Here is a 16,846-nt window from a genome sequence, read left to right as displayed (position 1 = left end):
GTCAATTCCCAACTGAAGTATCATAAAAGGTCAAGTGTAAATTCCAGCCATTTATAATATTTCAAAAAAAGCTTACCATAACTTCTCAACCATCTCCAGCAGACTTGATAAATAACTCATTTTCGGTTTAAGCAAGGCAGCCGCATATGCAAAGGACTTTCCTGCCCTTATTATATGGCGGGAGGTAACATCTGTTGCTCAACAATAGGTTCTATATAGAACTATTGTGCCTCAATGCGGTGTTACTAAACCAGAAATGCAAAGGTTGCTAATTTATCCAGCAGTGTTTGGATCGGTGACGCCCTCTCCTCCATCAGGAGGAATAATACCGTCCGTCCCTTCAACTGCGCCCTGATTCCCGTTTCCCCCGAGATTTAAGCCGTCAAATGTTTGCTGCCCCTCCGTTCCGCTGCCGTCGTCCGGCACATTGCTGTCAGGCGGGTTTCCATTACCTGGATTCATCGTTCCATTATCCGGATTCTGTCCGCCATTGCCGGGGATTTCCGGATTACCGCTGCCCGGATTGCCGTTGCCAGGTCCGTTATTCCCTGGACCGCCATCGTTGCCCGGATTGCCGGTGCCCGAATCGCCATTGCCCGGATTGCCGGTGCCGTTACCATTGCCGGGCCCGCCATTACCGTTGTTGCCGGTGCCGTCATCCGGGATGCCGATACCCCCATTGCCATTACCTCCATTACCCGGATTGCCATTGCCCGGATTGGATGGATCTATGGGATCGGTTGGCGCATTGGGATCAAGGGGAGGAACCGGCTCATCCGTACCCGGGGGATTCAGCTCCTCCGGCGGTATCTCCACCTTCACCGTTGCCGATGGGGCGCTCTCCAGCTCTTCCTTGGCATTATATGCCGTCACATAATACTCATAGGTCAGTCCCGGAGCAACATTCATATCATCAATTCCGGTCGCCACCAGCGAATCCATTAAGCGTGTGAACTGCGGCTCATTAGCTTCTTTGCGATAGACACGGTACGTATTATCCGCGCCATCCAGCGCATCCCAGGATAATGTGACCGTTACGCTTGCCGGATCGTATACCGCATTCAGGTTCTGAACGGTTGTCGGCGGTTTCGGCTCATCCACCTGAATATCCGGCGGTTTCTTAAAGTCGTTTACCGGCATCCCTTTCATTGCCGGCTCCATGACTTTTGCGAATAAAGCAGCTGATTGGCCGCTGCTTTGCTTCAGCAGATGCTCTTTGTCCGTTTTGTCATAGCCCATCCATACTACGGCCGTCCATTCCGCAGTAAAACCGGAGAACCAGGCATCGCGGTTATAGCCGGAGCTGTAATTGGGAATGCCATGCTGTGTTGTTCCGGTTTTGCCCGCTACAGGACGGTCAATTCTGGCTCCTGTTCCCGTTCCGCCTTTCTCCAGGACGCCCTGCATAATATCCGTCATGTAATAAGCGGTTTCCTTCTTCATTACCTGCTTCGCTGCCGGCGGATCATACTCATAAACGGTCTCGTCATTCGTATCTACAATCTTCTGCACCGTATGAGGATCAACGGATTTGCCGTCATTGGCAAAGGCGCTGTATGCCGCCGCCATCTGAAGCGGCGTCACGCCATTCGTGAGCCCGCCAAGTCCAATCGCCAGATTGCGGTCTTTCTCCTCATCGAGATGGAAGCCCAGCTTGTCGGCAAAATCAAGTCCTGTCTTCACGCCAATCTCATTGAGCAGCCATACCGCAGACGCGTTGCGGGATTCCTTGATGGACTGCCGGATGCTGATCGGTCCGATATATTTGTTCCCATTGGAGTCGCTTGGGCAGTAATCGCCGTAGCATTTCTTCTCATCCAGCACAGTCGACCACGGGAACCAGTCCCCAGAATCGATTGCCGGCCCATAGACGGTAACCGGCTTGAAGCCCGACCCCGGCTGACGCGGCACATTAACTCGGTTCAAGCCTTTCTTCTCATAATCGCGGCCTCCGACGAGACCCTGAATGTTCCCGTTGCGGTGATCGACAATAACCATCGCACCCTGCACCTGCTGATCATCCACGCTTTTCTCAAAATTATCCGGATCTGCGAATTCTTTTTCCATAATGGATTGCGCAGTCGTGTTGAGTGTCGTGTAGATTTTATAGCCGCCCTGGCGCAGCTCCTCTTCGGTCAAACCTGATTTATCCTCTGCCTCACTGACCACAAAATCAATAAAAGCGGGATATTTCTGGCTGTTGGCCGTCGTGGTGTTCGGATTATATACTTTCGCATTGGCCTCATCCATCTGTTCCTTGGTGATATAGTGTTGATCATACATCAACTGGAGCACGACGGACCGGCGCTCCTTGGAACGCTCGGGATCGCTGATTGGATTATAATTGCTCGGCGCTTTCGGAATGCCGGCCAAGGTCGCAATCTCCCACAGCTCCAGCTTGTCTAGCGGCTTGTTGAAATAAACCTTCGCAGCCGCCTTGACGCCGTAAGCGGTTTTGCCAAAAAAGATACGGTTCAAATACATCGTTAATATCTCATCTTTTGTTTTCTTATGCTCAAGTGCGACGGCAATGGAAGCCTCCGTCGCTTTCCGGAAGAACGTTTTATCCTGCGTTAAAAACAGGTTTTTGGCCAATTGCTGCGTAATCGTGCTTCCGCCCTCGGCCGCGCTGCGTGATACGACGTCCTTCACGAGCGCCCGGCCGATTGACCATAAATCGATACCGGAATGTTCTTCGAAACGCCTGTCCTCAGTTGCAATGAACGCATCTCTCATCATTTCGGGAATTTCGGCAAATTCCACATTTTCGCGATTTTCCCTGTACAGCTTGGTCACTCCCTGGCCGTTCGCATCATAAATGATCGAAGCCTCGGGCATCTCGAATTTATCCTGGTTGTCCGCGAGAATCCGTTCTCCGTTCAAAATAACTAACAAGTATGCAATAATCCCGCAAATAATGGCGACAGCGCCGGTAAAAAACAACCAGACTGCTGCCTTCTTGCCCGAAAATTTTCTCTTAGCTTTTTTCTTTACCGGTTTCTTCTTGGTGCGCGGTGCATCAGCCATAGCCCGGTTCCCCTCCTGCTCGCAGCGAGTGATCTCTCGCTTTATGTGTATACGTCTATAGTGCTTAACTACTGCAAAAGCAATCCATCCTGGAGCAGATTTACCCAAGCTGCAGCAAGCGTACTCATCGGCGGCCGCAAATAAACGAATAATGGGCCATAAACGAAAAGAACAACCCTGCACGTGGGCGGGTTGCTCTGTCGTGCCGCTATCCAATTAAACGAAACCCGTTTAGAAAAAGTTTCAAAACGGGTTGGTTGAAGGCTTATGCCTCGTTGTTCGTGTCCTGCTGGACCAATGATACATTGCGCTGTGGGGTAAACGTGGAAATCGCATGCTTGTACACCATCTGCTGGCGTCCTTCACTATCGATGACGATGGTGAAATTGTCGAATGCTTTGATGACTCCGCGAATCTGGAACCCATTGGTCAAATATACCGTAACCGGGACGCTGTCTTTACGCAATTGGTTCAGAAACGTATCCTGAATGTTGATTGATTTGTTCATTATCCGTTACCCCCATCATTAAAAAGATTGGTTAGAAGTATATTCAAGCTCGCCCCTAAACTTTCCTGCTATTATATCATGAATTGCAAGCAAATTCTTGTGAAAATTTTCAGATGAATCGATCCAGTGGATATCCTTCATTCTTCGAAACCAGGAGAGCTGGCGTTTGGCATACCGGCGCGTATCCCTTTTGAGCAGAACGATTGCTTCCTCTAGCGACAAATGGCCTTCAAGGTAGAGGGCGATTTCCTTGTAGCCCAATCCCTGCATGGAGACTGCACCGGGCTTGACGCCCTGCTGCAGAAGGCCTCTCATTTCGTCGACAAGCCCATCGGCAATCATCGCGTCCACTCGTTCATTGATGCGGGCGTAGAGCATTGCGCGGTCCATGGTAAGCCCGAGGAAGCACAATTCGTAAGGCGAGATCCTCTTCTGACCCTCCAGCTGTGCGGAATGAGTGATTCCCGTCAGATGAAGGACCTCCAGTGCGCGTATGATGCGGCGCTGATCATGGGGATGCAGCCGCTCGGCGGACTCGGGATCGACAGCCCAGAGCCGCGCATGAAGCGCCTCTGCGCCATGGCTCAAGGCATATTCCGCCTGCTCCTCCCGGAAAGCCTCATCCGACCCGCTGTCGGCAAATTCGTAGCCGTATGCGACGGATTCCACATAAAGGCCAGTTCCCCCGACGATAAACGGGAGCTTCCCGCGGCTCGTAATATCCAGGATCAAATCCGCGCAGCGATCCTGAAATTCAGCCACGGAGAACGGATAATCGGGATCGCAAATATCAATCAAGTGATGAGGTATGCCTTCACGTTCTTCTTCCTTGATTTTGGCCGTCCCAATATCCATCCCTCGGTATACCTGCATGGAGTCTCCGGATATAATCTCGGCATTCCACGACTTGGCAATTTCCAGGCTCATACGTGTTTTGCCTGAAGCCGTGGGACCGATAAGCACAAGCAGCCGCGGTTTCGTATTGAGGTTGTTGTCGGCGCTCATCGCGTATTGATCACTCCATAAGCAATTTTGTTTGCATGTTCTCTGGAAAAGCCCAGGCGCTCGAATTCGCGGCTGTCCTTATGTTCTTTCATCACGACTGATTTGCGGGCAATCCGGACGGCTTGTGCGACTGATTCAGGATCGAGCGGAAGCGGATTGGCAAGTCCGCGCAGCGGTACAATCGAAGATGAATCGTGAAGCGGCCTTCGGAACATGGGATCAAAATAGACAATATCGACACTCTTGTCAGGCTGTTCCGCCAGCCAAGTCTTGTGATCGATGCAGCGCATTTCAATCCGGCGGAGCGCCTCATTCACATCAGAGTGGCTGGTTTGATAGCTCTGCAGCCCCTCTCTGACTACAGCGAACAGCACCTGCTCGCTTTCCAGCGCGGTAACCCTGCCTTCCTGGCCCACGGCGTAAGAGAATACGATGGCATCCGAGGCGAGGCCAGCCGTGCAATCCACCACATGATCGCCCGGCCGGCAGCCGGTCAACTGAATCAATGGATCTGTCTCGCCCTTGCGCATCCGCTTGACTCTGACATAAGCCATGCTGGGATGGAAATACAGCGGATTGTCCGATTCCTCATAATAACGCAGTCCGCGGTCATCTGCAACAAGGAGGCGGTTATCCCCATAGCGCAGCCGCAGCCGCGTCAGGGATTCCTGCTTGCGCGCGACAAAACGGGCGCCCAGCTCGCTTGCCAATGAAGCGGCATAATCCTCGAGCGCGGAGGATGGCTTATGCGGTGTGGTGATGATCATGACATCACCCGCTTGAACATTTTCTCCAGCTGATAGGTCGACATATGCACAACGATCGGTCTCCCGTGAGGACAGGTATAAGGCTGCCGGCAGCTGGCAAGCCGCCGGATCAGACCTTCTCCCTGCTCGCGGGTCAGGCGGTCATTGGCTTTGATCGAAGCTTTGCAGGAGCACATGATGGCCGATTTCTCGCGCAGCTTCCCGATATCTACGCCCGCTTTTTCACTCAGCAGCCACTCTATCATTTCCTCAATGACTGACTGCTCGTCCCCTACCGGAAGCCACTGCGGGTATGCCCGCACAAGAAAAGCATGGCTGCCAAAAGGCTCCAGCTCAACTCCAGCCTTCTCTATAATCGGCAAACGGTCTCGCAGCACCGCCGCTTCGGTGGGCGTGAATTCCAGTGTAATCGGCACCAGCAGCTGGGTGCTGGCCTGCTCGGGATGGCTGAATTTCTCGAAATAATATTCATAATGAATGCGCTCGTGAGCCGCATGCTGATCAATCAGGAACAGCCCGTCCTCATTTTGCGCAACAAGATATGTGCCGTGGAGCTGCCCGACCCAATAAAGCTCGGGAAACAGCCCGTTGCCGGATGGAGACTCGGACATGCTGCCGGCTGAGCCGGCGACGCCGGAGGCATCAGCTGATTCTGGAGGAAGAAAGGAATGTTCCGGCCTGTCCGGCTCAGAAAACGACTTTTCCTCACCACTCCCGGAATCTCCGAATATATGGGGAGCAGGCTCACTGCCTGTCATACCGGTTAATCCTCCGGCAACCGTTGTGCTTGGTTTCCGCTCAATCAGCGAGCCTGCGGCCGTTTCCCGGATTACACTGTCGCTGCGCGCCGCGGGCGGCGCATAAAGCCTCTCCGTCGCGTCTCTGGGAATAACCGTGCGTCCGCTCTGCCAATCAAGCGAGCCGCGTCCGGCAGCGGCTCGTGATGGCTGCGCACTGCCGCCCGGTATACCGGGAGCATTCCCCCTCTGCGGTTCATCGCGGATATCCCCGGCCGAGCTTATTCTGACATCCGGTGAGGCGGACGGCTCCGGCTGGTGGAACGATATCCGATCCTGAACAAATGCGGGCTTCGAACGCTCGTTCGTAGCCGGGCCTGGAATATGGCGCTGCTTGCCGAGCGCCTCGACGATGATTTGTTCAATAAATTGGCGGAGCTCAGGCTCCTTGCTGAAGCGCACTTCCATTTTGGAGGGATGCACATTGACATCCAGCAGGCTTGGATGCATCCCCAGCTCCAGCACGGCAAACGGATAACGGTTAATGGGCAAAAGCGTATGATAAGCCTGCATAATTGCCTGATTGATGATATAGCTTCTGATATAACGGCCATTGACGACAATGGTAATCCCGTTGCGGTTGGCCCTGGTTTGCTCCGGCTTGGATATGATACCGCGCAGGTCATAATCGGGATGCTCTCCATCAATGGCCAGCATGGCTTTGGCTGTTGTCGTCCCGTATATCGCGGCAAACGTCTGCAGGCGGTCTCCGCTGCCCAGTGTGCGCAGCAGGAGTCCGCCATTGTGCTTGAGCGTAATCGCAATACCGGGATGCGCGAGCGCCAGCCTGTTCACATAATCGGCGATGTGGCCGATCTCGGTCTGGATGGTCTTCATATACTTCAGACGGGCCGGTGTATTGTAGAATAAATCCCGAACGGAAATATCCGTCCCTTGCGGAGCATTATGCTCCTCATTCTGGACAATGCTGCCTCCCTCGATAACGAGTCTCCTGCCAAGTCCGGTTGCATCCGGTGAGGAAATGCACTCGACCTTGGCAACCGCAGCGATACTTGGCAGCGCTTCGCCGCGAAAGCCCAGGCTTGAAATACGGAACAGATCCTTGCCGGAGGAGATTTTGCTGGTTGCATGGCGGTAGAACGCCATGGAAATGTCCTCCGGATCGATCCCGGAGCCGTTATCCGTGACGCGGACCAGCGTCAGGCCCCCCTCCTCAATCACGATGTCTATCGTCGTGCTGCCTGCGTCGATCGCATTCTCGACCAGTTCCTTCACTACCGAAGAAGGCCGCTCCACGACCTCTCCCGCCGCAATCTGATTCGCCAACTGCTCATCCAGCACATGGATTTTAGCCACAAGGGCCACCTCCCTTTAACTCTCGATATACATGTCACTTCTCTGCAACAAGCTTCATCTTCATTTCATTAAGCAGCTGCATGGCCTGCATGGGAGTAATATTGAACAAATCAAGCTTTCGCAGCTGCTCGGCAACCTGCTCGGCCTTGGGATTCGTCTTCCGGGTCCGTGTCTGCAGGGCAGCGGAATCCTCAAAGATCGACAGCTGAACCACCTCTGGAGACTTATCCGGCGTCAAGGTGCTGCCGCTCTGCGAATCAGCTTGATGGTCGTCGGTTGATTGCGGAGCTTTCTCCGATTGCTCCACGCTCTTGTCAGCTCCTGCGCTGACGGAAGAAATGTCAGATCCGGCCATCATTGATGCGTCGACCGCCGGTGCATAAGAGGAGGCGGTCTCCCGCAAAGCATCAATCACCGCTGCCCTGCCGGGCGGATCCTCCAGGGCCTCCAAGGACGGCAGCCTGATCGCCTCGTCAGCGTGAGAGGCAAGCAGCGTATACGCGCGGGAGATGATCCGCTCCGGCAGTCCGGCCAGCTGCGCGCAGTAAATCCCGTAGCTGCTGCTGGCAGCGCCGGGGACCATCTTGCGCAGGAACGTGACATTATCGCCGGTTTCCTGGACAGCCATGCATACGTTCCGCAGCAGCGGAAGCGTATCTTCCAGATGGGCCAGCTCGTGAAAATGGGTGGATACCAGCGCCTTGCAGCCAATCTCGTGATGCACATATTCGATAACAGCCTGCGCGATGGACATCCCTTCGCCGGTTGAGGTGCCGCGGCCCAGCTCATCGATAATAACAAGGCTTTGCCTGGTTGCCTTATCCGTCATGGTCTGAATATCCTTCATCTCTACCATGAAGGTGCTCTGCCCGCCGATCAGATCATCGGCCGCGCCGATACGGGTGAAGATCCGGTCAATCAGCGGGATAACGCCGCGCTTGGCCGGAATAAAGCAGCCAATCTGCGCCATGATGCAGATCAATGCAACCTGGCGCATATAGGTGCTTTTACCCGCCATATTCGGTCCGGTAATCAGCAGCATCGAAGCCCCGCCGCCTTCCAGCGAAGTGCCGTTCGCAATGAACGGGGAACCGTCGATAACCGCCTCTACGACAGGGTGACGGCCATCTTCCACGACTAGATCGAAGGCATCGGTGACCGTTGGCCTGACATAGCGCTGCTCCGCGCTCACCGTCGCATGCGACTGGAACACATCCAGCATGGCCACTGTTTCAGCCAGCTTCTGGAGCCGGTTCAAGTGGACGGTAAGATGGTCGCGGAGCTCAACGAATTTGCTATACTCCAGATCGACCATCTTCTCTTCCGCTTCGAGGATGAGCCGCTCTTTCTCTTTCAGCTCTGGGGTTACGTACCGCTCCGCATTGGTTAAGGTTTGTTTGCGCTCATAACGCCCCTCGGGCAGCATGGAGATATTGGCCTTGGACACTTCAAGATAGTAGCCGAAGACACGGTTGTAGCCGATCTTCAGCGATTTGATGCCGGTTGCCTCCCGCTCCTTGCGTTCCAGCTCGGCCAGCCATTTCTTCCCGTTCACGCTCGCTTCCCGGAGCTCGTCCAGATATGGATCGTAGCCCGAGCGGATAAGACCGCCCTCCCGGACCGAAATCGGCGGATCATCCACGATAACGGTCTCAATCATATCGGCAAGATCGGTGCAGAGGTCAATCTCCTCCACCAGTCTGCGCAGCGTGGACGATTCGGAATCCGCACATAAGGCGGTAAGTGCAGGCACGTGCCGCAGCGATGACTTGAGCGCATTCATATCCCGGCCATTCGCGCTTCCGAACGCCACGCGGCCAACCAGCCGCTCCAGATCGTAGATCTCGCTCAGCTCACGGCGCATTTCATCCCTCAGCATAAAATCGCGATGGAGCAGATCCACCGCTTCCAGGCGTACATCGATCATATTGACCGAGAGCAGCGGCTTGTCAATCCATCTTCGCAGCATCCGCGAGCCCATCGACGTCCGCGTACGGTCCAGCAGCCAGAGCAGCGAGCCCTTCTTGCTGCGGCTTTGCACGGTCTCCACCAGCTCCAGATTGCGGCGTGTAAACGGGTCCAGAATCATAAACTGATTGGGCTCATACGCTCTGATCTGTCTGACATGGCCGAGGGAGCGCTTTTGCGTCTCTTCGAGATAACCCGTAAGAAGGCTGATCGCCCGATACCGCGCCGGAGCGAGTTGGTGCAGGTCATCTCCATCGAATTGTCCGCTCAGCTTCTGCTCGTCCATTACCTCGCGGACCGTAAACAAAACAGGCCTGTTCCAAGCGGCAGCCTGCGGCTTCAACAGTTCAATCAATACCGCATCGCCGACAATTTCTACAGGGTGATAAACATTGATTTCGTCGGTCAAAAGCTCAAGTCTTGCAGCGAAGGACGTAACATACAGCTCGCCTGTCGTCAGATCGCAGGCTGCAATTCCGTATGAATCGCCCTGGACTGAAACGCCAACGATAAAATTATTGGCCTTGTCGGTGATGGATTTGGTCTCCATAACGGTCCCCGGAGTAATAACGCGGACGATTTCGCGCCGAACCACTCCCTTGGCTGCAGCCGGATCCTCCACCTGCTCGCATATCGCCACCTTGAAGCCTTTTTCTATCAATCTTGCTATGTATCCTTCAGCGGAATGATAAGGCACGCCGCACATCGGTATACGCGTCTCGCCGCCGCCGCCGCGCGCTGTCAATGTAATTTCAAGCTCACGGGACGCCGCGATGGCATCGTCAAAGAACATCTCGTAGAAATCGCCAAGCCGAAAGAACAGAAATGCGTCCTTCGCCTGCTCTTTTACCGCCAGATATTGCTGGATCATCGGGGTATGTACTGTCACTTCTCGCCCCTCCTAGGTAGGGAATATTCAATTGGGAACATCAGACCTTCAGTATAACAGAAAAGCCCGCACGGGTGGAATGCGCGGCTGACGCTGATATAGGGCAGCAGGCTTCCATTATTGAAAAGGGGCAATCCGCCATTTTTGCCGGATGTCCATCGATACATCCCAAATGCTCCCCCGACGCGCCGCTTCAAGCAGCGGCTCGATATAAACCTTGAGTTCCCTGTATGCGGGCGTGCCCGCCATCACCTTCGCCAGCGGCTCCAGACAACGGGTGCGCAGCAGCTCCCTGTCGCCCTTATAATAGGCAGCGGCAACTTCCGCCTCCTCCGAGGGGCGGTAGCTGAGCCTGGCGCTCTCCCGGGCGCACAGCAGCGACAAGGCAAACACAGCCTTGGCGGCGGCGGGAGAATGCAGCCAGCTCGGCAGCGTACGGTATTCAAAGCCTCCGTGCGGCTGCATGCGAAAATCGCCCAGAAAGCCGTATCGCGGGCGCCTGGCATGCTCGGCGGGTGATTCCACCATCGCAAGCGGCAGCGCCACATAGCTGTCCAGCTGACGCAGCAGCCTGCCGGTCATCCGCACGCCGCTCAAATGAATATGCCCGCCCAGCGCAAAGCCCCGCACGGGCATGCCTCCCGCGCTCCACCGCAGCGTCGGGTCCGTGATGCGCACTGCAGCCTGCCCCAGCAGCCGGCGGATGTTCCCCGCCAGCCCCATTACCGTCGAGGCGGGCTCCGGGCGCAGCTCCGCCACGGGATACCTCACGCGGCCGCCGATGAGCACGGCATCGCAGCCGGCTCCCTGGCCGCCTTCCAAATAACGGGCGGCCGATATAACCCTGCCGCCAGAGCCAAGCAGCAGGAATTCAGGATCTGCCCCCAGCATAATCCCGGCCCCCTGAGCCCCGCTGCCTGCTGCAGCATCCCCGGCTATATCTGCGGCGAAGTCAGCTGCGGCAGTCTTCCATACGGTCTGCTCCATATCCTCAGCGCTTGGCAAGCGCGCCTCGACGACCGCATATCGTCCTTGTTCATTGGCCTGGAGGGTTATGAGTCCCATATCCAATCCAAGAGCGTACAGCGCTTTGACGGCCATCCGCGTGAGTGGGCGATAAAGGCTGCTTGACGGCTCAAGCAAGCGTGAAGCCTGCTCCCCCCTCCAGCCTTTCAGTCCGCCGTCAGACAAATGTCTGCTAACCGAGATCGGCTGCAAATTGAACAGCGCTACCGTAAACAAGCGCAGATACTGACCGTCGGAGCGGCGCGTCTGATCCTCTTGCTCGAGAGGAGCGGTGGCCACACCCGCCTGCTCAAGTCTGCGCTGCGTCTCCTCTGCGTCCCGCAGCGCGAAGGCGGCTGCGCCCCCGTTCAGCATCAGAGGCTCCCCTTCCCGCCGCCAATCCGCCGGTAACGCGGATTCACCGCATACAATGACGGCATCGCCTGCAAGCGGGATTCCGTCGCTCCACGCCTGCGGCATGCTCCATACTGATCCGCTCCCACCCCAATACCACACCCTGCCGCCCATGTTTCTCGCTCCGATCCGGCAATTTGCATTCAGCCGCTCCTTTACGGAGCACCGGCAAAATTAAACCTTAGAAAGGTAAAAAAAAGAGGGCTCTCGCCCTCGAATCTGTTGCCTCTGCCGCATAGGATACTTTATCCCGCTGTAACCCGCTAAAATTACAGCTCGTCGTCCAGAAGCTCCGGATCCAGATCTTCATATTCGCCGTCCTCGTCACCGTACTCAAGACCCTTGCCGTCATGATCGCAGCCGCCCTGGCAAACCGCGACGCATACTTTCGTTTCCGCGATCATCTCTACCACAAATTCCCGTTCGACACGAATAACGACGCTCGAGCCGCTCGCCGATATATTCGCCTCCACACAATTAGGTTCTTGTGTCGATTCAGCCGTTACTTCTTCTGTAGAAGCGCGGTGCTTCGGATCGAGGTAGGAGAGCGGCACATGCTCAACATAAGACAGGGTCTCTTTGGCTACGTCCGTTTCCGAATTTTTGTTGTAAGAATACCAGATGTTGATATCGTAAGTACCGATGACCTCAATACCATCGCCCGAACGTACCGCTTCATACTGGTGATTGATGACCCAGGCTCCCAATATGCTTGTGGGATGATGAGGCGGCGTAACGGTATGGGTCACTGTTGAAAACTTACGACCTTTGCCGCAGACAGCTTTCGTTATAATTTCTCTGCACTGAAGCTGTTTATCTGCTATTGCCATGTATTTAACCTCCTCCATACAATCATTCAATAAAGTGTATGCAGGACATAGGCATTTGTTGATTAAACTTAAGAGGAACAAAAATATATTGTTCTAAACTCTGTATGAAACCAAAGGTTTTCCCTCCCGGGAAATTAATGCGGATAGACGATTGCCGCTCCAAATACGCCGCTGATTCCGACCTATTAATGAAGTATCCCGCGCAGCTTTAGTCAGCTGGCAGGAGGTTATCTGCAAGGACAAACCTGTTATAATTCTTTGATCTGAAAATACTTTGCCGTGCTATTGATATGAGGGAAATTGGGAAATAGGATCAAGAAGGAGCAGCCTTCTGGCCTCTTTTCTGTTTCTTCCAGCGCTTGGCGATGCTCAAATACCGCTCCAGCTCATGCATCAGCTGCAAAATCGCTGCACGGATCTCGAATTCCTCCCGGCTCACAGGCAGAGCCATGGCGCGGAACCGTCCCTCAAGCACGGACAGCTTGCGCTCGATAGATCCCTCGTAGACATCGGACTTCACATCATCCGGCAGACTTTCGAACAGCTCGGCCACCAGCTCCCCCTGCGGAAGCTTTTCATAGACAAAAGCCAGCAGGACAAGCATCTGCTGAATGGACTCCAGCTGCTGCCGGCGCATTTCAAAGTAGGTCGGCCAGTATTTCCACGAATCGTCAGACTGGCCCCACAGGCGGTTTTCCTTTCTCATATCCGCTCGCCTGATCCCTTCGTCGATAGCTTGTCCGGCTTTGAGAAGCTCTTCCCCGTTCCAGACCAGTGAAGGACTCCGCAGCGTCTGGCCCATATAATGAAAAATCTCGCTGAACAGCCGCTCCGTCTCATGCCGCAATGACGTCAGCCGCTTCTCGTCCTTGGGCATATAGATCAGATTGATGACCGTCGCCCAGCCCAGGCCTGTCAGCAGCAGCAATACTTCATTACCAATCAGCGCACCCGTCACTTCTTCTCGTGCATATATATGAAAAACGATAACGGCGCTTGTTGCGATGCCGTCCTTCAAATGCAATCTCGAAAGGATCGGGAAAGCCAGCAGCACAAAAATCGAGATCGTCCATAAATGAAAGCCAAGCACGATAAACAGGAAGGAGGCAAAAATAAGTCCAAGCACAGAGGCCATAAAGCGCACAAAAGCGCTTTTCAGCCCTTTCATGCGCGTCACTTCGACTCCGAGTATGGCAAGCAAGCCCGCCGAAAGCGCCGGATCCAGACCAAAATAATGGGCAGTATATAACGCTGCCAACGCGGCTATAGCGGTTTTGATGACGCGGATTCCCATAATAACCCTCTTCAGGCAGATGCCAACGATGTTAGAAACGCAAGAATATCAGCTTGCTCCAATATCTGCTTGCATTTCTTCAGTTTCATCCTAACGCCCCGTCCGGCCCCGCGTCAACCACTGCTCCAGCGCTACGACCAGACGGTACATCACAGTCGCGACAACGGCTATTACCACCAAGCTGGAGAGCACCAGAGTGAAATTAAATACCTGGAAGCCGTATACGATCAAATACCCAAGGCCTGAACGCGACGTGAGAAACTCGCCTACGATAACGCCTACCCAGGCAAGCCCTACATTCACCTTCAACGTGGATATAATGGTTGCAAACGAGTCCGGCATAATAATTTGAGTGAATACCTGGCGCCTCGTACCGCCGAACAAACGAACTACCTTGATCAGTCCGGCATCCACCTCACAGAAGCGGCTGTAAATGCTCAGCGTCGTGATAATCACCGTTACCGAGAGAGTAGTGGCCACGATAGCAGTGAAGCCCGCCCCGAACGCAATGATGAATAAGGGCCCAAGCGCGACCTTCGGCATGCTGTTCAGCACGACCAGGTAAGGGTCCAGCACACGCGAGACAAAAGGAAACCACCAGAGCATGGCGGCAAGCGCCGTCCCGAGGATGGTGCCCAGTACAAAACCGACAATCGTTTCCGCCGAGGTTATCCCGATATGCGGGATCAGACTTCCATCAAGAATTGTCGTCCATAACTGGTTGAACAGCTTGCTGGGATAGCTGAACAGCAGCACATCGATCCAGTCCCGGCGGCCGGCTGTTTCCCACAGTCCGATAAACAGCACAAGGAGCAGCAGCTGTACCGAGAGGACCTTCCACTTGATACGCCTCATCCCGCTCAGATAGGTGCGGTGCAGATTGCTCAGACGGGCAGCCGAATAGGTCCCATCAGGCTCGGCAGAGCTGTCCCTGCCTTCAGCATGATCGTCAAAGGCTTCATTGGCGTAAGACTTGCCGTCCTCTTCTTCACCGTGGTTCATCAAGCTTCTCCTCCCTTCCCGCTTGCCTGCTCCAGAGCCTGCCAAATCTCCTCGAACCGCTCTTGAAACTCCGGCAGCTTCCGCGCCTCAGTCGGCAGCAAGCCGCTGATGCTTTCCGGCATATCGAATACGGCGCTGACATGTCCCGGATTTGCGCCAAGCACAAATACCCTGTCGCTCATGGCTGCCGCCTCGCCAAGATCGTGGGTGACCAGCACAGCGGTTTTGGAGAGTCTCCGCAGGGTCGTCTGCACCAGGTCTTCAAGCTGCAGCTTGATCTGCAGGTCAAGCGCCGAGAAGGGCTCATCCAGCAGCAGCACATCGGGCCTTGTGGCAAGCGTCCGGACAAGCGCGGCACGCTGCCTCATCCCCCCTGACAGCTCATGCGGCATCCGTCTTTCCATCCCGCCGAGGCCAAGCTGCTCCAGAAGCGACCGGGCATAATCAACAGCTTCAGGCGTCTGGCTGCCGCTGATCTCAAGGCCCAGCAGCACATTGCTCAGAATGGTGCGCCACGGCAGCAGATAATCCTGCTGCAGCATATATCCGATCTTCGGAGATGGCTTCAGAATTTTCTCTCCGCCCACCGAAACAATTCCTTCTGTTGGGAGGATCAGCCCGGCGAGAAGACTGAGCACGGTGGTTTTCCCGCAGCCGCTTGGCCCGACGAGACTGACGAATTCTCCTTTGGCAACGGATAGATTGAGCCTTTCGACAGCAAGCGTCGTTCCGCCTGCATTCACGTAGACATGCGTGACATCTTGAAGCTTCAGAACGTTCTCCATGGATTCATCTCCTTCTCCCGCGGGCTGCTTAAGCGGCATTACTTCATGGCTTGCTCGGCGAACGTATTGTTAACCAGTGCCGCATGATCCGTCTTAGCCGCAAGCTCGCCTGCTTCTGTCATGACATTCTGCAGGTTATCCCATTCCTGTTCGTCCACAACAGGATCGGTTGCAAAAGAACCCTGCTGCTTGTAGCGGTCAATAACACGGATGACAATGTCGCGCTCCGTATCCGGGAAATACGGCAGAACAACATCGGCAATCTCCTCGGCGCTGTGCGAATTCACCCACTGCTGCCCCTTATAGACGGCATTGGTGAACTTTTGCACCGTGTCCTCGTTTTTGTCAATATAGCTCTGCTTCGTCATAAACACGGTATATGGCAGATGGCCGCTCTCAACGCCAAAGGAAGCGATGACATGTCCTTTGCCCTCTTTCTCCATAATCGATGCCTGAGGCTCGAAGAGCTGCACATAATCCCCTGTACCGGATATAAAAGCCGCCGGGATGTTGGCAAAATCGACATTTTGAATCAGCGTCAAATCCTTCTGCGGGTCAATTCCCTTCTTCTTGAGCGTAAATTCTCCGGCCATTTGCGGCATACCGCCCTTGCGCTGACCCAGAAATTCACTCCCTTTCAGCTGATTCCAGTCGAAGTTCTCCACAGGCTCGCGCGATACGAGAAATGTGCCGTCCGTCTGGGTCACCTGCGCAAAATTGATCACGGGATCCTTGCTGTCCTGCTGGTAGACGTAAATCGAGGTTTCCGAGCCCACCAGCGCCACGTCAATCGCATCTGTGAGCAGAGCCGTCATCGTCTTGTCGCCCCCCGGCGTTGTCTGCAAATCAATCTCCAGGCCCTCATCCTTGAAAAAGCCTTCCTCCACCGCCACATACTGCGGTGCATAGAATAAAGATCTGGTAACCTCGCCGATCCGCACCTTGACTGGCCCGTCAGCCTTCTGGCCGCATCCGGCCATAACCGCCGCCAACAGGAGCAGAGCCAGCAGCAATGGCAGCCTTTTTGAAATCCGCATATGAAAATCCCTCCCCTGAAAAGCAAACTATTCTGTAGAACAGCCTATGCAGAGGGAACCCTTGTGGTGAAACAAACATCAAGACTTGTGAAAAAAAATGGAGATTACCTGACATCATAGACCATAGGGAAGCCTTCGCAAAAACAAGCTTCCCGCACAATTGTCCCGGCAGCAAAGCAGCCCGGCAAGATAAGAAGAACC

The 16,846-nt window shown here is 54.6% G+C and carries 12 protein-coding genes; all 12 read right to left on the bottom strand.

Going from position 1 to position 16,846, the window contains the following annotated elements:
• Positions 1-273 precede the first annotated feature (273 nt).
• On the bottom strand, positions 274-3,027 hold the full coding sequence (locus tag AC0YOB_RS26145) for a transglycosylase domain-containing protein (RefSeq protein WP_475795259.1): 2,754 nt from the start codon (positions 3,025-3,027) through the stop codon (positions 274-276).
• A gap of 265 nt (positions 3,028-3,292) precedes the next feature.
• Positions 3,293-3,535, bottom strand: coding sequence for an RNA chaperone Hfq (gene hfq, locus AC0YOB_RS26140; RefSeq protein ID WP_210040518.1), 243 nt, complete (start codon positions 3,533-3,535; stop codon positions 3,293-3,295).
• 18 nt (positions 3,536-3,553) lie between these two features.
• A complete protein-coding gene (gene miaA / locus AC0YOB_RS26135; RefSeq protein ID WP_475795258.1) occupies positions 3,554-4,540 on the bottom strand; it encodes a tRNA (adenosine(37)-N6)-dimethylallyltransferase MiaA in 987 nt (328 codons plus the stop codon).
• Positions 4,537-5,307, bottom strand: a complete 771-nt coding sequence (locus AC0YOB_RS26130; protein WP_475795257.1) for a class I SAM-dependent methyltransferase — start codon at positions 5,305-5,307, stop codon at positions 4,537-4,539. The genes miaA and AC0YOB_RS26130 overlap by 4 nt, the downstream gene beginning before the upstream one ends.
• Complete coding sequence (gene mutL, locus AC0YOB_RS26125; protein ID WP_475795256.1) at positions 5,304-7,421, bottom strand: DNA mismatch repair endonuclease MutL; 2,118 nt, start codon at positions 7,419-7,421, stop codon at positions 5,304-5,306. Before mutL ends, AC0YOB_RS26130 begins: the two co-directional genes overlap by 4 nt.
• A gap of 34 nt (positions 7,422-7,455) precedes the next feature.
• Positions 7,456-10,278: a DNA mismatch repair protein MutS gene (gene mutS, locus AC0YOB_RS26120; protein ID WP_475795255.1), complete on the bottom strand. Its 2,823-nt coding sequence runs from the start codon at positions 10,276-10,278 to the stop codon at positions 7,456-7,458.
• A 117-nt stretch (positions 10,279-10,395) separates the two neighbouring features.
• Entirely contained in the window at positions 10,396-11,811 is a 1,416-nt protein-coding gene (locus AC0YOB_RS26115; RefSeq protein WP_475795254.1) for a putative amidoligase domain-containing protein, read from the bottom strand.
• Positions 11,812-11,966: 155 nt separating this feature from the next.
• Positions 11,967-12,527: an outer spore coat protein CotE gene (locus AC0YOB_RS26110; protein WP_210040506.1), complete on the bottom strand. Its 561-nt coding sequence runs from the start codon at positions 12,525-12,527 to the stop codon at positions 11,967-11,969.
• 313 nt (positions 12,528-12,840) lie between these two features.
• Entirely contained in the window at positions 12,841-13,821 is a 981-nt protein-coding gene (locus tag AC0YOB_RS26105) for an aromatic acid exporter family protein (protein WP_475795253.1), read from the bottom strand.
• Positions 13,822-13,911: 90 nt separating this feature from the next.
• Entirely contained in the window at positions 13,912-14,823 is a 912-nt protein-coding gene (locus AC0YOB_RS26100) for an ABC transporter permease (protein WP_475795252.1), read from the bottom strand.
• Positions 14,823-15,608 (bottom strand): ABC transporter ATP-binding protein, encoded by a 786-nt coding sequence (locus AC0YOB_RS26095; protein WP_475795251.1) that lies wholly within the window; start codon positions 15,606-15,608, stop codon positions 14,823-14,825. Before AC0YOB_RS26095 ends, AC0YOB_RS26100 begins: the two co-directional genes overlap by 1 nt.
• A gap of 38 nt (positions 15,609-15,646) precedes the next feature.
• Complete coding sequence (locus AC0YOB_RS26090) at positions 15,647-16,645, bottom strand: ABC transporter substrate-binding protein (RefSeq protein WP_475795250.1); 999 nt, start codon at positions 16,643-16,645, stop codon at positions 15,647-15,649.
• Positions 16,646-16,846: the final 201 nt, after the last annotated feature.

The organism is Paenibacillus sp. JT31N17, assembly GCF_056269255.1.
This window is presented reverse-complemented; position numbering and strand designations above follow the sequence as displayed.

Coding starts and splice junctions, on each gene's coding strand:
- AC0YOB_RS26145 (WP_475795259.1), bottom strand. CDS start 3,027: ATGGCTGATGCACCGCGCACCAAGAAGAAACCGGTAAAGAAAAAAGCT.
- hfq (WP_210040518.1), bottom strand. CDS start 3,535: ATGAACAAATCAATCAACATTCAGGATACGTTTCTGAACCAATTGCGT.
- miaA (WP_475795258.1), bottom strand. CDS start 4,540: ATGAGCGCCGACAACAACCTCAATACGAAACCGCGGCTGCTTGTGCTT.
- AC0YOB_RS26130 (WP_475795257.1), bottom strand. CDS start 5,307: ATGATCATCACCACACCGCATAAGCCATCCTCCGCGCTCGAGGATTAT.
- AC0YOB_RS26115 (WP_475795254.1), bottom strand. CDS start 11,811: ATGGGCGGCAGGGTGTGGTATTGGGGTGGGAGCGGATCAGTATGGAGC.
- AC0YOB_RS26110 (WP_210040506.1), bottom strand. CDS start 12,527: ATGGCAATAGCAGATAAACAGCTTCAGTGCAGAGAAATTATAACGAAA.
- AC0YOB_RS26105 (WP_475795253.1), bottom strand. CDS start 13,821: ATGGGAATCCGCGTCATCAAAACCGCTATAGCCGCGTTGGCAGCGTTA.
- AC0YOB_RS26100 (WP_475795252.1), bottom strand. CDS start 14,823: ATGAACCACGGTGAAGAAGAGGACGGCAAGTCTTACGCCAATGAAGCC.
- AC0YOB_RS26095 (WP_475795251.1), bottom strand. CDS start 15,608: ATGGAGAACGTTCTGAAGCTTCAAGATGTCACGCATGTCTACGTGAAT.
- AC0YOB_RS26090 (WP_475795250.1), bottom strand. CDS start 16,645: ATGCGGATTTCAAAAAGGCTGCCATTGCTGCTGGCTCTGCTCCTGTTG.